General features: G+C 68.5%; 14 protein-coding genes and 1 tRNA gene. 10 read left to right on the top strand and 5 right to left on the bottom strand.

Annotated elements, in window-relative coordinates; genetic code table 11:
• From DSP71_RS13105 to DSP71_RS13090, 4 genes are all read left to right on the top strand, one after another.
• Window positions 1-272 (top strand): zinc-binding dehydrogenase (locus DSP71_RS13105; RefSeq protein ID WP_147251315.1); only part of this gene is annotated, 272 nt, incomplete at its 5' end.
• A 96-nt stretch (window positions 273-368) separates the two neighbouring features.
• Window positions 369-1280, top strand: a complete 912-nt coding sequence (locus DSP71_RS13100; RefSeq protein ID WP_046748902.1) for a MetQ/NlpA family ABC transporter substrate-binding protein — start codon at window positions 369-371, stop codon at window positions 1278-1280.
• A 95-nt stretch (window positions 1281-1375) separates the two neighbouring features.
• Entirely contained in the window at window positions 1376-2419 is a 1044-nt protein-coding gene (locus DSP71_RS13095) for a methionine ABC transporter ATP-binding protein (protein WP_113681299.1), read from the top strand.
• Window positions 2419-3078 carry a methionine ABC transporter permease gene (locus DSP71_RS13090; RefSeq protein ID WP_046748904.1) on the top strand — a complete coding sequence of 220 codons (660 nt, stop codon included), beginning with the start codon at window positions 2419-2421 and terminating at the stop codon, window positions 3076-3078. The genes DSP71_RS13095 and DSP71_RS13090 overlap by 1 nt, the downstream gene beginning before the upstream one ends.
• 7 nt (window positions 3079-3085) lie before the next feature.
• Here the strand turns inward: DSP71_RS13090 and DSP71_RS13085 are convergent, their stop codons facing one another.
• The 3 genes from DSP71_RS13085 to DSP71_RS13075 are packed head-to-tail and all read right to left on the bottom strand — an operon-like array spanning window position 3086 to window position 5030.
• A complete protein-coding gene (locus DSP71_RS13085; protein WP_218867770.1) occupies window positions 3086-4012 on the bottom strand; it encodes a pseudouridine synthase in 927 nt (308 codons plus the stop codon).
• Between the two features lie 19 nt (window positions 4013-4031).
• Window positions 4032-4526, bottom strand: coding sequence for a MarR family winged helix-turn-helix transcriptional regulator (locus DSP71_RS13080; RefSeq protein WP_029260528.1), 495 nt, complete (start codon window positions 4524-4526; stop codon window positions 4032-4034).
• Window positions 4527-4556: 30 nt separating this feature from the next.
• Entirely contained in the window at window positions 4557-5030 is a 474-nt protein-coding gene (locus tag DSP71_RS13075) for a GNAT family N-acetyltransferase (protein ID WP_058632447.1), read from the bottom strand.
• A 112-nt stretch (window positions 5031-5142) separates the two neighbouring features.
• On the opposite strand from DSP71_RS13075, the gene DSP71_RS13070 reads away from it, so the two are divergent.
• The 6 genes from DSP71_RS13070 to DSP71_RS13045 all read left to right on the top strand — a co-directional run bounded on the left by DSP71_RS13070 (window position 5143) and on the right by DSP71_RS13045 (window position 10714).
• Window positions 5143-5214 (top strand) — tRNA-Gln (locus DSP71_RS13070).
• Window position 5215: 1 nt separating this feature from the next.
• Window positions 5216-6646 (top strand): bifunctional UDP-N-acetylglucosamine diphosphorylase/glucosamine-1-phosphate N-acetyltransferase GlmU, encoded by a 1431-nt coding sequence (glmU, locus tag DSP71_RS13065; protein WP_113681297.1) that lies wholly within the window; start codon window positions 5216-5218, stop codon window positions 6644-6646.
• A 6-nt stretch (window positions 6647-6652) separates the two neighbouring features.
• The gene (locus DSP71_RS13060; RefSeq protein WP_046748908.1) at window positions 6653-7687 is read left to right on the top strand and encodes a ribose-phosphate diphosphokinase; all 1035 of its coding nucleotides are present in this window, start codon (window positions 6653-6655) and stop codon (window positions 7685-7687) included.
• Window positions 7688-7775: 88 nt separating this feature from the next.
• Entirely contained in the window at window positions 7776-8249 is a 474-nt protein-coding gene (locus tag DSP71_RS13055; RefSeq protein WP_113681296.1) for an FMN-binding protein, read from the top strand.
• A gap of 15 nt (window positions 8250-8264) precedes the next feature.
• Entirely contained in the window at window positions 8265-9143 is an 879-nt protein-coding gene (locus DSP71_RS13050; RefSeq protein ID WP_061017224.1) for an FAD:protein FMN transferase, read from the top strand.
• Window positions 9140-10714, top strand: coding sequence for a flavodoxin reductase (locus DSP71_RS13045; RefSeq protein WP_113681295.1), 1575 nt, complete (start codon window positions 9140-9142; stop codon window positions 10712-10714). The genes DSP71_RS13050 and DSP71_RS13045 overlap by 4 nt, the downstream gene beginning before the upstream one ends.
• Window positions 10715-10829: 115 nt before the next feature.
• Here DSP71_RS13045 and DSP71_RS13040 read toward each other — a convergent pair whose 3' ends face one another.
• Window positions 10830-12332 (bottom strand): cell wall metabolism sensor histidine kinase WalK, encoded by a 1503-nt coding sequence (locus DSP71_RS13040; RefSeq protein ID WP_113681294.1) that lies wholly within the window; start codon window positions 12330-12332, stop codon window positions 10830-10832.
• Window positions 12333-12358: 26 nt separating this feature from the next.
• Complete coding sequence (locus tag DSP71_RS13035; protein ID WP_045262204.1) at window positions 12359-13087, bottom strand: response regulator transcription factor; 729 nt, start codon at window positions 13085-13087, stop codon at window positions 12359-12361.
• Window positions 13088-13214: the final 127 nt, after the last annotated feature.

Genomic DNA, 13214 nt, shown 5'->3' with positions numbered 1-13214 from the left:
AGGAGGCACTGAGCGCAGTCGCACCCACCGGCCGCATCGCGTGGGCGCACGGCGTGAACCCGCCGCCGTCAGCGCAGCTCGTCGATCGGGTGTCCTTCTACGACGGCGATCGCAGCCGCGCCGCACTGCAGCGTCTCAACGAGGTCATCGAGTCGAGTCACATCTCACCGCATGTGTCCCGCGTCTTCGACGCCGATGAGATCGCGACGGCGCACCGGGCGCTCGGAGAGCACTACGTGGGCAAGCTGGCCCTGAGGGTGCCGCGGCCCTGACCACGCCTCGCTGTGACGCCGTGTGACACTCGATTCCGCGTGCGCCGCGCGGCCTGCCTAACGTATTCGAGTCCCCCAAGAGAGGAACTCCTTCACATGTCACGCCGCACCACTTCCATCCTGGCCGCGCTCGCCGCGGTCCCGCTCTTCGTCGCGCTCGCCGGGTGCGCCACGGGGTCGTCCGATGCCGGATCCGGCAGCGAGGGGTCCTCCGAGAACGAGGTCGTCAAGATCGGCGTCGTCGGCAAGGGCGACGAGCAGTGGCCGGCCTTCGTCGACGCCGCAGCCGAAGAGGGGATCACGGTCGAGCTGGTCGACTTCGGCTCCTACGAGCAGCCGAACCCCGCGCTCACCGAGGGGGAGATCGACCTCAACCAGTTCCAGCACATCGTGTACCTCGCCGAGTACAACAACGCCTCGGGTTCCGACCTCACCCCGATCGGCTCGACCGCGATCTACCCGCTCGGTCTGTACTCGAAGAAGTACGACGACGTCGACAGCATCCCCGAGGGCGAGACCGTCGCCGTCCCCGATGACGCCTCCAACCAGGCGCGTGCGCTGAACGTGCTGCAGCAGGCCGGCCTCGTCGAGCTCAAGAGCGGCGGCACGCCGTACTCCGACCTCGCCGACATCGACACCGACAAGTCCAAGGTCGAGGTCAAGGCGCTCGAGGCCGCGCTCATCCCGACCTCGCTGCCCGACGTCGCCGCTGCGATCATCAACAACGACTTCGTGCAGGACGCCGGCCTCACGTTCGAAGACGCGATCGCCCAGGACGACCCCGAGGATCCCAGCGCGCTGCCGTACGTGAACATCTTCGCCGCTCGTGCGGAGGACGCCGACAACGAGACCTACCTCAAGCTCGTCGAGATCTTCCAGACGAACGAGGCCGTCCAGAAGGGCCTTCTCGAGTCGTCGGGCGGCACCGCCGTGGCGCTGCAGACGCCGGTGGATGACCTGGTCGCCTCGCTCGCGAAGGTCCAGAAGGACGCCGACGCGAAGAAGTAGGACGCGGGAGATCCACCCCGTCCGATGAGGGAGAATCGGGTGGCGCGAAAACGCGTCACCCGATTCTTCGTTCCCGAAGCAGACCGGAGCACCACATGCCGATCGTCACCCTGACGAACGTGTCCAAGACGTACCCGCCCCGCACCCGTGACGGCGCGGAGGTCGTGGCCGTCGACGACGTCTCCCTCTCGATCGAGAAGGGCGACGTCTTCGGGATCATCGGCTATTCCGGGGCGGGCAAGTCGACCCTCGTGCGCCTGATCAATGCACTGGAGCCGGCCACCAGCGGCACCATCACGGTGGACGGCGTGGACATCACCGCGCTGAAGGAGAGCGAGCTGCGCAAGGTCCGCGGCGGGATCGGCATGATCTTCCAGCAGTTCAACCTGTTCTCCTCGCGGAGCGTCAAGTCCAACATCGCGTATCCGCTCAAGCTCGCCGGCTGGTCGAAGGCCGATATCGAGACACGTGTGGCGGAACTGCTCTCGTTCGTCGGTCTCTCCGACAAGGCGAAGGCCTATCCCGAACAGCTCTCCGGCGGCCAGAAGCAGCGCGTAGGCATCGCCCGTGCCCTCGCCACCGGGCCCGCGATCCTCCTCGCCGACGAGGCCACCAGCGCCCTCGACCCGCAGACCACCCACGAGGTGCTCGATCTGCTGAAGCGCGTCAATCGCGAGCAGGGTGTCACGATCGTCGTCATCACGCACGAGATGGATGTGATCCAGACCATCGCGACCAAGGTGGCGGTGATGGAGAACGGTCGCGTGATCGAGCACGGCGATGTCTTCGACGTCTTCTCCGCGCCGCAGAACCCGGCGTCGCAGCGTTTCGTCGGAACGGTCGTCAAGGGCGTGCCGTCACCCGCAGAGCTGGCGGTGCTCCGCGAGCGCCATCAGGGCCGCCTGGTCACGTTCTCGTTCCGCGACGGCGACTCCTCGCAGGCGCAGGTCTTCCTCGATCTCGCCGGTGCCGGCCTCGACTTCGAGCTCGTCTACGGCGGCATCAACGACATCCGCGGACGGGCCTTCGGGCACCTGACACTCGCGATCCGCGGTGACGCCGCGGCGATCGATCGCGCCCTCGCGAGCATCGCCCGACGTGTCGAAGTGACCGAGATCGCCGGAGAGGAGGCGCGCTGATGGAACGCCTGAACGAACTGTGGCCGGAATTCTGGGCGGCTGCCCTCGAGACGCTCTACATGACGTCCTTCGCGCTCGTGCTGGGTGGCGTGCTCGGTCTCGCTATCGGCATCATCCTGTACGTGACGCGGCCGGGCGGCCTCGCGCAGAACAAGCCGGTCTCGCTGTTCGCGAACCTCGTGGTGAACTTCTTCCGCCCCATCCCGTTCATCATCTTCCTCGTGGTCGCGCAGCCGCTGGCCCGTGCCGTGGTCGGTGTGGGCATCGGCACGACGGCGGGTGCCTTCATCATCGGTCTCGCCGCGGCCTTCGCGATCGGACGTATCGTCGAACAGCATCTGATCTCGGTCTCGCCCGGCGTGATCGAGGCGGCGCGTGCGATGGGTGCGGGGCCCTGGCGCATCCTGTTCACTGTGGCGATCCCGGAGTCGCTCGGACCGCTCATCCTGGGCTACACGTTCATCGTGGTCGCGCTCATCGACATGACGGCGATGGCAGGACTCGTCGGTGGCGGTGGCCTCGGCGCATTCGCCCAGATCTATGGTTTCCGGCAGTTCGAGCCGCTCGTGATGTGGGCGGCGATCGTCCTCATCGTCGTGTTCGTGCATCTCGTGCAGATGCTCGGAACCCGCCTGGCCCGAAAGGTCATGCGCCGCTGACGCGAGCCTACGGATTCTCACCACGAGGCGCGTGCTGCAGCGCCCGCCTCGTGGTGAAGACCCGCTCCGCGCCGCTCAGCGGATCGACGAAGCGCAGCTCGCGAGCGAGCAGCTGCAGCGGGCGGTCGAAGTCGTCCGGCACATCGTCGAGCAGCTCGGGGTAGAACCGGTCGTTGAGGATGCCCATGCCGAGGGCGGCGAGGTGCACGCGCAGCTGATGCATCTTCCCGCTGTGCGGGCGGAGCAGGGTGTGCACCACACGGTCATCGGCGCCGATCAGTTCGATCAGCGTCTCGGCGTTCGGCTCCCTGGTGTCGTCGACCTGCACCCGCACCTGGGCACGCGGCTTCTCGATGTGGTTGCGGTAGACGAGCGGGAACGAGGGGAGTTCGCCGTGCGGGGGCAGCGCGGACACCGCCTCGTAGACCTTCTGCACCTGCCGGTTCTCGAACATCAGCTGGTAGGCGCCGCGGGTGGCGGGTCGCGTCGAGAACATCAGCAGTCCGGCGGTCGCGCGGTCCAGACGGTGGATGGGCGCCAGGTCCGGGTTGTCGAGGAGGTTGCGCAGCCGCACCAGTGCCGAGTTCTGCAGGAACTTGCCGCCGGGAGTCGTTGGCAGGAAGTGCGGCTTGTCCACGACGACGAGATGCTCGTCCTGGTGCAGGATCTCGATCTCGAACGGGATCCGCGTCTCGATGGCGGGCTCGCGGTAGTACCAGATGAACTCGACACTCCCGAGCGGGGCATCGCGCGGGACCGCAGAGCCGTCGGCGCGAACGATGTCGCCGCGATCGAACCGCTCGAGCAGCCGCTCGGGATCGAGGTGGAAGAACCTCTCGATCATGTAGGCAGCGACCGTGGGCCACGAGCCGGTGAGGGGCACGTGCAGCCGTGTGGCTCCCACGCCGTCGCGCACGGGCAGGGGAGAGGGCATGCCCATCAGTTGCGGCCGGTCACGAGTCGAAGCTCAGGCTCAGCTTGCGCAGCAGCCCCGCGAGGCGGTCGCGGTCGGAGCGGGAGAGCGCCTGCAGCAGATCGGCCTCCACATCCACCAGACGCGTGATGGCGGCGTCCACGCGGATGCGCCCGTCATCGGTGAGCGTCACCAGCACGCTGCGACCGTCGCCTGGGTCGGCCTCGCGCCGCACGAACCGACGCCCGACCAGGCGATCGATCCGGTTGGTCATGGTGCCGCTCGAGACCAGGGTCTGCTGGAGCAGTTGCTTGGGGGAGAGTTGGAACGGCGCCCCCGCTCTCCGCAGCGCGGAGAGCACGTCCCACTCCCAGTGCTCCAGATCGCTCCGTCGGAACACATCGCGGCGGGCGCGATCGAGGTGCCGCGACAACCGGTCCATCCGTGACAGGACCTCGAGCGGGGAGAAGTCGAGGTCGGGACGCTGGGTGTTCCACGCGCCGACGATCCGGTCGACCTCATCCACCTCGCTCATCCGCCCATTATCGCGCGCGCGGCGACGAGATCAGGACGCGGTCGGGAGCGTGACCGTCATGAACGTGCTGTACGGATCGAGCGCGTAGCCGCCGAACGGGCCGCACTCGCGGAATCCCGCCGCGGCGTACAGCGCACGTGCCGGGATGAAGAAGTCCGCGCTCCCGGTCTCGAGCGAGAGGCGGCTGATGCCCCTGGACTCGGCGTCCGCCAGGAGGAACGCGAGCATGGCGCGGCCGAGGCCCTGTCCGCGCAGGGCGGGGTCCGTGCGCATCGACTTGATCTCCTCGTGTCCCTCCTCGACAGTCGCCAGGGCACCGGTGGCCACGGGGGCATCGTCGAGGTGCGCGGCGAAGAGCCGCACTCCCGGAGCCAGCAACCGCTCGAACACCAGGGCGTGGCGGCTCTCCGCAGGAGCGGTGTGCTCCAACTCCGCATGGTGGGCGACCAGGAACTCGGCCAGGGCGGGGCTCGCGGCCTGCACCCGTTCGATCACGATGCTCATGTCGCCAGCATTGCAGATCGGTATTTCACGCGGATGACGGGCCGCGGTGTCAGCGGAACCGGGGCCGGAGCATGGCAGACTTGTCCCCGCGGTGCCTTCATGGGCGGCGCGGTCCGCCGTGGTGTAATGGCAGCACGACAGCCTTTGGAGCTGTGAGGTCTAGGTTCGAGTCCTGGCGGCGGAGCATGACTGGGAACAATCTCGCGATCATCGTCCTCGCCGCAGGGCAGGGCACTCGCATGAAGTCGCGTCTGCCGAAGGTGCTGCACCCGATCAGCGGACGTCCACTCGTCGGGCACGTGCTCACCACAGCGCAGCGGTTGCAGGCGACGCACGTCGAGGTCGTCGTGCGGCATGAGCGGGACCAGGTGGTGGCCGCCCTCGCCGCCGATTATCCCGACGCGGTCTTCGTCGACCAGGACGACATCCCCGGAACGGGTCGTGCGGTGCAGGTGGCCGTCGATGCGCTGCCCGCCGACTTCGAGGGCGACGTGCTCGTGCTCTCCGGCGACTGCCCCCTCGCCGATGCCGGCACCCTCTCGGCCTTCCTCGCTGAGCACCGGGCGTCCGGGGCGCCTGCCACACTCATGACCGCGCTGGTGGAGGATCCCACCGGCTACGGTCGCGTGGTGCGCGATGCCGATGGCGGGGTCGACCGCATCGTGGAGCAGAAGGATGCGAGCCCGGAAGAGGCGGCCGTCCGTGAGATCAACGCCGGTATGTACGTGTTCCGCGCCGCGACGCTGCGTACCTACCTGCCGCAGCTGAGCCTCGACAACGCTCAGCGCGAGATGTACCTGACCGACGTGCCTGGACTGCTCCGCCGCGATGGCGACCGCGTCGCGGCGTCGGTCGTGTCGGATGTCACGGTCACCTACGGCGTGAACGACCGCACGCAGCTCGCGCTCGTCGGGCGCCTGCTCAACCAGCGGATCGTGCGCCGGTGGCAGCTCGAGGGCGTCACCGTGATCGACCCCGCCACCACGTGGATCGACGACGACGCGACACTCTCGCCCGACGTCACGATCCTCCCGAACACGCAGATCCTGCGGGCAACGGCCATCGCCTCCGGAGCTGTCATCGGCCCCGATACGACGCTCGTGGACTGCGAGGTCGGTGAGGATGCGGTCGTCCGCCGCACGGATGCGACGCTGGCCGTCATCGGCGCCGAGGCGACGGTCGGTCCGTTCTCCTTCCTCCGCCCCGGCACTGTGCTGGGCGCCAAGGGCAAGATCGGCGCGTACGTCGAGACCAAGAACGCCGAGATCGGCGAGGGCAGCAAGGTGCCGCACCTGTCGTACGTGGGCGATGCGACGATCGGTCGCGGAGTGAACCTCGGTGCGAGCACGATCACCGCCAACTACGACGACGTGAACAAGCACCGCACCGAGATCGGCGACGAGGTGCACACCGGGTCGCACACGGTGCTCGTCGCGCCCGTTAGGCTGGGAGCCGGTGCGAAGACCGGTGCAGGTGCCGTCGTCCGCAAGGACGTCCCCGCCGGCGCTCTGGCCATGAGCGTCGCCCCCCAGCGCAACATCGAGGGCTGGGTCGAGAAGAACAGAGCAGGGACGGGCGCGGCGGATGCTGCGTCCCGGGAGAATTCGGCGGAATAGGCGGACATGGCGCGCAAGAAGAAGACGGTCGATCTGGATCGCGACAACGGCGTGGCCCCCGGGATCATCGCCAAGACCAAGAAGCGGCTCGTCGTCGCCGGCGGTCGTTCGCACCCTGCCCTCACGGCGGCGGTCGCCGAGGCGCTGGGCACCGAGATCGCCCCGGTCGAGCACCGCACGTTCGCATCGGGTGAGATCTACGCGCGCTTCGAGGTCTCCATCCGTGGAGTGGATCTCTTCCTGATCCAGACGTTCGGCGAGCCGGTCAACGAGTGGCTCATGGAGACTCTCATCATGATCGACGCGGCCAAGCGCGCGTCGGCGAAGCGCATCACCGTCGTCGCGCCGTACTATCCGTATTCGCGTCAGGACAAGAAGGGTCGCGGTCGCGAGCCGATCAGCGCCCGTCTCGTGGCCGACCTGCTGAAGACCGCCGGTGCCGACCGCGTCATGAGCGTCGACCTGCACGCAGCCCAGATCCAGGGCTTCTTCGACGGTCCCGTCGACCACCTGTTCGCCAAGCCCGTGCTGCTCGACTACTTCGAGCGCACCCTCTCGCCGGAGGACCGCGAGATCCTCACGGTGGTATCGCCCGACATGGGCCGCGTGCGCGTGGCCGACACGTGGTCGGACAGCCTCGGCGCTCCGCTCGCGATCATCCACAAGCGTCGCGACCCGAAGGTCGCCAACCAGGTCTCCGTGCACGAGATCGTCGGTGCCGTCGAGGGACGCACCTGCCTCCTCGTCGACGACATGATCGACACCGGTGGCACGATCGTCAAGGCTGCGCAGGCTCTCAAGGCGAACGGGGCGCACCGCGTGATCGTCGCCGCGACCCACGCGATCTTCAGCGACCCGGCGTCGGATCGTTTGCAGGACTCGTCCATCGACGAGGTCGTCATCACCGACACGATCCCGCTCACCGAGTCGCGCCAGTGGGACAAGCTCACCATCCTCCCGATCGCCCCGCTCCTGGCCCGCGCGATCCATGAGGTGTTCGAGGACGGCTCCGTCACCAGCATGTTCGGCGGAGACGCGTAACACGTTACGTCAGCCCGTTCATAGGCGCGATGCCTAGCGTGAGGGGGTCGACGACCACGTCGACCGACACCGAGCCGGGAGGACCACCATGATCCGCACGACCGTACCGACCTCTGTCCGCAAGGGATCCGCACTCCTCGGGATCGCAGGTCTCTTCGTCCTCGCCGGATGCTCCGGCTCTGCCGATGCCGAGGGCTCTTCCGGAGCCGACAGCACTCCCGATACGGGTGCCTCCGCATCGTCTTCGGGAGGTGACGCCACGGCGACCTACACCGACGGCACCTACACGGCCGAGGGCTCGTACCAGACCCCCGAGACGGTGGAGAAGATCTCCGTCACGCTGACGCTCGCCGACGGCGTCGTCACCGATGTGGAGGTCACGGGTGATCCGCAGGCGCCCGAGAGCAAGCGCTACCAGGGCGAGTTCATCGACGGCATCGCCGCCGAGGTCGACGGCAAGCCGATCGACGAGCTGAACGTCACCCGTGTCGCGGGCTCGTCGCTCACCAGCGGCGGATTCAACGACGCCGTCGAGTCGATCAAGGAGCAGGCTGCCGCGTAGGCGCCTGAAAGCCGCATGGCCACCTGGAGCTTCGAGGCCATCGGAACGCACTGGGAGATCGAGACGACCGACCCGCTCCCGGCTGCCGCGAAGGCGGCGGTGACGGCGGAGATCGAGCGCTTCGACCGCGAATGGTCCCGCTTCCGTGCAGACTCCGAGGTCGTGCGCCTCGGGAGACTCGGTGGCGTTCTCGCCTCCGCCGACGCCGCCCCCATGCTCGACGCGTATCGCGAGCTCTCCGCGGCGACCGCCGGTGCGGTGAACCCCCTCGTCGCCGCGAGCCTGGATGCGCTCGGCTATGACGCGGCCTACACGCTGATCGCCGGGCAGCCGCTCCCGGCGCCGGAAGAGTGGGATCGGCATCTCTCGTGGGATGGTGGCGAGGTCAGGGCTTCGGCTCCGGCTCTGCTCGACGTCGGCGCCCTCGGGAAGGGTCGCCTCGTCGATCTCGTGTCCACGGTGCTGGAGCGTGTGCCCGGCGATCTCGTGATCGATGCCGGTGGCGACATCCGGGTGCGCGGGGCCGGTGTGCGCATCGCCCTCGAGCACCCCTATGACGCGACGAAGGCGATCGGCGTCATCGAGGTGAAGGACCAGGCCCTGTGCGCCTCGGCCATCAACCGTCGGGCGTGGGGGAGCGGGCTCCACCACGTCCTGGATGCGCGCACCGGCACCCCGGTGCGCACCTGGGCGGCGACCTGGGCCGTGGCGCCCCACGCTATGAGGGCCGACGCTGTGGCGACCGCCCTCTTCTTCGACGGCGGCCCTGAGATCGCTGCGGCCTGGGGAACCGAGTGGGTGCGGATGAGCACCGACGGACGGGTGCAGCGTTCCCCCGGATTTCCGGCCGAACTGTTCCTCACCGTCCAGAACCAGGGAAGAGTGGAATCGTGATCACCTCATTCACCGCTGCGCGTCAGCGGGTCCTCGCCGTTCTGGGCTCGCTGTCGATGTACCGTCTGGTCCTGTTCGCGCTGATCGCCCTCGCCGTCATCGCCTTCGTGCTCTCGCTGTTCGGCGTCATCGTCTCGCCGACCCCGCTCGAGCTCGTGGCGTCCTTCCTCGTGCTCGCGCTCGTCATCTCGGTCGTCGACGCTGTCGCGCAGCGCATCCTGCGGCTGCCCTGGCGCATCGAATCCTCGGTCGTGACCGCCCTCATCCTGTTGTTCGTGCTCCGCCCCGGCGTCGAGCCGAGTGCACTCGTCGGCCTCGCGATCGCCGGTGCCGTCGCGAGCGTGTCGAAGTATCTGATCGCCTGGCGGGGCCGGCACATCTTCAACCCGGCCGCGTTCGGCGCCGCCGTCGTCTCGATCCTCGGGGCGTTCGGGGCCTTCGAGTGGTTGGGCACCTCGTCGGCGTGGTGGGTGGGCACGCCCGTGCTCACGATCCCGGTCGCGGTGCTCGGTCTCCTGGTGCTGTGGCGCACCGAGAAGATCCGCGTCGTGCTGGTGTTCCTGATCGTCGCGGTCGCCACCTCCGTGGTGCGGCAGGCAGTCCAGGCCGTGGAGTTCGATGTCGCCTTCGACGTCGTGACAGCCCTGCAGTTCGCCGTGCTGCAGTCGCCGTTCCTCTTCCTCGGGGCCTTCATGCTCTCGGAGCCGCTCACTCTTCCGCCGCGGCGTCGGCAGCAGCTCGTGGTGGCCGTCGTCGTCGGTCTGCTCGCGGGGTGGCCCCTCTCCGTGGCCGGCCTGTTCACCCTCGGACAGGAGCGCGCGCTGCTCATCGGCAACCTGGTCGCGTTCGCCTTCGCACTGCGCGGGTCGGTGCGGCTCGTGCTCGAACGGCGTCAGTTCGTCACCCCGACCGCGCAGGAGCTGACTTTCCGCGCCAAGGGCCGTGTGCGTTTCCTCCCTGGTCAGTATCTCGAGCTCGACGTGCCGCACCACCGCCCCGACGCGCGCGGCACCCGCCGGGAGTTCAGCATCGTGTCGGCGCCGGCCGACCTGCCCATGCTGCGCATCGCCTACAAGAACGGCGACCAGAAGCACCCCTCCAGCTACAAGCGGGCTCTCGCGGCCGCCGAGCCGGGGGCGACCTTCGCCGTGACCGGGACCTGGGGCGACTTCATCCTGCCGCGGGGCGAACAGCCGGTGCTCATGGTGGCGGCAGGTATCGGCGTGACGCCTTTCGTGTCGCAGCTGCGGCAGTTGCAGGCGACCGGGCAACGGCGCGACGTGGTGCTGATCTACGTCGCCGCAGACGCCTCGGAGCTCGCGTTCCGCGACGAGCTGGCCGAGACAGGCGTGCGCACCGTCGTGTTCACGCGCGACGAGCCGGCCGCCCTGCCCTCGCACTGGTCCTGGGCTCAGGGGGCGCGTCTGGACGCCGATACCCTCGAGCGTGCCGTTGCCGATCTGGCCGCGCGCCACGCGTTCATCTCGGGACCACCCCGCCTGATCGCCGATCTCGCGCCCGCACTGCAGAAGGCCCGCAGCCTCACCACGGACGCCTTCGCCGGCTACTGATCCCGCCGGCGCAGGAATCCTCTCGCGCGCGGCTCAGCATCGTGGTGGGCTCAGTGTCGTGGCGGGCTCAGTATGGTGGTGGGCGCTGTGCTCGTGGCGGGCGCTGTGCTGCGGGTCAGGCGTCCGTAGCGGCGGTGTCGGGGGAGGCCGCCGGATTCGTCGGGATGCGGACGCTGAAGGTGGTGTTCCCTGGCTCGCTGTCCACCGTGATGGAGCCGTGGTGGCCCTCGACGATGGCCTTCACGATCGCGAGGCCGAGCCCTGTCCCGCCGGTCTGGCGCGCACGGGAGCTGTCTCCGCGGGCGAAGCGGGCGAACAGCTCGTCTCGGATGGCCGGATCGATCCCCGGACCGTCGTCGTGCACGCGCAGCACCGCCTCATCGCCCTCCTGCGCGACGCTCAGTGTCACCGTCGTGCCGGCCGGCGTGTGCGTGCGGGCGTTCGCGAGCAGGTTGGCCACGACCTGGTGCATGCGTCCCGCATCTCCCAGGATCGTGACGGGCTCGTCGGGCACGTCGATCTTCCAGTGGTGGTCCACGGCCGTGGGGCGCGCATCCGACAGCCCTTCCAGCGCCAGCTGGGTGAGGTCGACTGTGCCGTAGACGAGCTCCCGGCCTTCGTCGAGGCGGGCGAGCAGCAGCAGGTCCTCGACGAGCCTGGTCATCCGCAGCGACTGCGCCTGGATGCGCTCGAGCGAAGAGGTGGTGCTCTCGATGACCTCCGGTCGCTCGGACGGTTCCTTCGTCTGGCGGAGAGCTCGCAGCGAGAGCTCGGAGTAGCCGCGGATCGAGGCGAGCGGTGTGCGCAGCTCGTGGCTGGCATCGGCGACGAACCGCCGCATCCGCTCCTCGTTCTTCTGCCGGGACGCGAGCGAGGTGTTCACGTGATCGAGGAGCTTGTTCAACGACGCCCCGACCAGCCCGGTCTCGGTGCGCGGATCGGCCTCGGAGGCGGGGACGCGCTCCGTGATGGTCACCTCGCCGCGATCGAGCTGCTGGTTGGCGACCCTGGTCGCGGTGGTCGCGACGGCGCGCAGCGGGCGCAGGCTCACGCGGATCGTGATCGCCGTGGTGAGGGCCAGCAGGATCAGGCCGCCGATCGTGGCGAGCGCGATCACCGTGAGGAGCTGCGTGAGCTGGTTCTGGATCTCGTCACGGGGGAGGCCGGTCACCACGATGACCCCGTTGTTCGTCGGCAGCGCCATCACCCGGTACGAGCCCACGTCGCTGATGGAGACTGAGGCGACCGATGAGTCCTTCAGCGCGCCGGCGATCTCCGCCAGCTGGGCCCCGCTGAGGGTCTGCAGCGACCCGGCGAGGGGGTCGCCGTCCGTGGTCTTGGCGACGACGCCGCTGAAGCCGGTCACGGGGCTCGAGACCACGAAGAGCACACCCACCGGCGGTGCGGAGCTGTTCGCGAGCACGTTCTGCGCGGTGGCGGACGACGGGGGGAACGCCTCGGTCACCCGGACGAGCTGGTGCGCATTATTGGAGAGCTTCTGGTCGAGCTGATCCTCCATGGTCTTGCCCAGCGTCGCGCTGGTGATGATGGCGACGATGATGAGGATCAGCGAGACGAACCCGATCACGGCGGTCATCAGCCGTGTCTGCAGGCTCATCGGCCGTCTCATCGTCGTCGCCGAGCTCACTGAGGGGCCTTGATCATGTAGCCGACGCCGCGGACGGTGTGCAGCAGCGGCGTGCGTCCGGCGTCGATCTTCTTGCGCAGGTACGAGATGTACAGCTCGACGACCGATGACTTGCCGCCGAAGTCGTAGCTCCACACCCGGTCGAGGATCTGCGCCTTCGAGAGCACCCGGCGCTCGTTGCGCATCAGGTAGCGCAACAGCTCGAACTCGGTCGCGGTGAGCTCGATCTCGGTGCCGTCGCGCACGACCTCGTGGCTGTCCTCGTTGAGGGTGAGGTCGGCGACGCGCAGGATCGACTGGCCGTCGTCAGCGGTGGCGTGGCCGGTGCGGCGGATGATCGCCCGCAGGCGCGCGATCACCTCTTCCAGGCTGAAGGGCTTGGTGACGTAGTCGTCGCCGCCGGCGGTGAGTCCTGCGACGCGGTCGCCCACGGCGTCCTTGGCGGTGAGGAAGAGCACGGGGACGAGGTTGCCGGCATCCCGGAGCCGCTTGAGCACCGACATGCCGTCGAGGTCGGGCATCATGATGTCGAGCACGAGGGCATCGGGTTCGAACTCGCGCGCGACCTGGAGGGCCTCCATGCCGGAGGAGGCGGTGCGCACCTCCCAGCCCTCCATGCGCAGGGCCATCGCGAGCAGGTCGGTCAGCATCTGCTCGTCGTCGACGGCGAGGATGCGCAGGGGGGAGCCGTCGGGGCGGCGCAGTTCGGGCAGGTCGCTGGTCATGTCCCTATTCTGCGGAATCTCCTATGCGATTTCTATGGAGAACGCTATGCATTTTCTGAGAAGCGGTCCGTTGGGGTGTTCAGATCAGACGGTCGTCGGGCAGTGCGAGGAAGTCGATGCCGTCCTG

Origin of the sequence: Microbacterium sp. H6, from assembly GCF_003314775.1 — a bacterium.
Taxonomy (GTDB): domain Bacteria; phylum Actinomycetota; class Actinomycetes; order Actinomycetales; family Microbacteriaceae; genus Microbacterium; species Microbacterium oxydans.
This window is presented reverse-complemented; position numbering and strand designations above follow the sequence as displayed.

What these genes read in the sequence shown, in the direction of transcription:
- DSP71_RS13100 (WP_046748902.1), top strand. Translation starts at nt 369, where the DNA reads ATGTCACGCCGCACCACTTCCATCCTGGCCGCGCTCGCCGCGGTCCCG.
- DSP71_RS13095 (WP_113681299.1), top strand. Translation starts at nt 1,376, where the DNA reads ATGCCGATCGTCACCCTGACGAACGTGTCCAAGACGTACCCGCCCCGC.
- DSP71_RS13090 (WP_046748904.1), top strand. Translation starts at nt 2,419, where the DNA reads ATGGAACGCCTGAACGAACTGTGGCCGGAATTCTGGGCGGCTGCCCTC.
- DSP71_RS13085 (WP_218867770.1), bottom strand. Translation starts at nt 4,012, where the DNA reads ATGCCCTCTCCCCTGCCCGTGCGCGACGGCGTGGGAGCCACACGGCTG.
- DSP71_RS13080 (WP_029260528.1), bottom strand. Translation starts at nt 4,526, where the DNA reads ATGAGCGAGGTGGATGAGGTCGACCGGATCGTCGGCGCGTGGAACACC.
- DSP71_RS13075 (WP_058632447.1), bottom strand. Translation starts at nt 5,030, where the DNA reads ATGAGCATCGTGATCGAACGGGTGCAGGCCGCGAGCCCCGCCCTGGCC.
- glmU (WP_113681297.1), top strand. Translation starts at nt 5,216, where the DNA reads ATGACTGGGAACAATCTCGCGATCATCGTCCTCGCCGCAGGGCAGGGC.
- DSP71_RS13060 (WP_046748908.1), top strand. Translation starts at nt 6,653, where the DNA reads ATGGCGCGCAAGAAGAAGACGGTCGATCTGGATCGCGACAACGGCGTG.
- DSP71_RS13055 (WP_113681296.1), top strand. Translation starts at nt 7,776, where the DNA reads ATGATCCGCACGACCGTACCGACCTCTGTCCGCAAGGGATCCGCACTC.
- DSP71_RS13050 (WP_061017224.1), top strand. Translation starts at nt 8,265, where the DNA reads ATGGCCACCTGGAGCTTCGAGGCCATCGGAACGCACTGGGAGATCGAG.
- DSP71_RS13040 (WP_113681294.1), bottom strand. Translation starts at nt 12,332, where the DNA reads ATGAGCCTGCAGACACGGCTGATGACCGCCGTGATCGGGTTCGTCTCG.
- DSP71_RS13035 (WP_045262204.1), bottom strand. Translation starts at nt 13,087, where the DNA reads ATGACCAGCGACCTGCCCGAACTGCGCCGCCCCGACGGCTCCCCCCTG.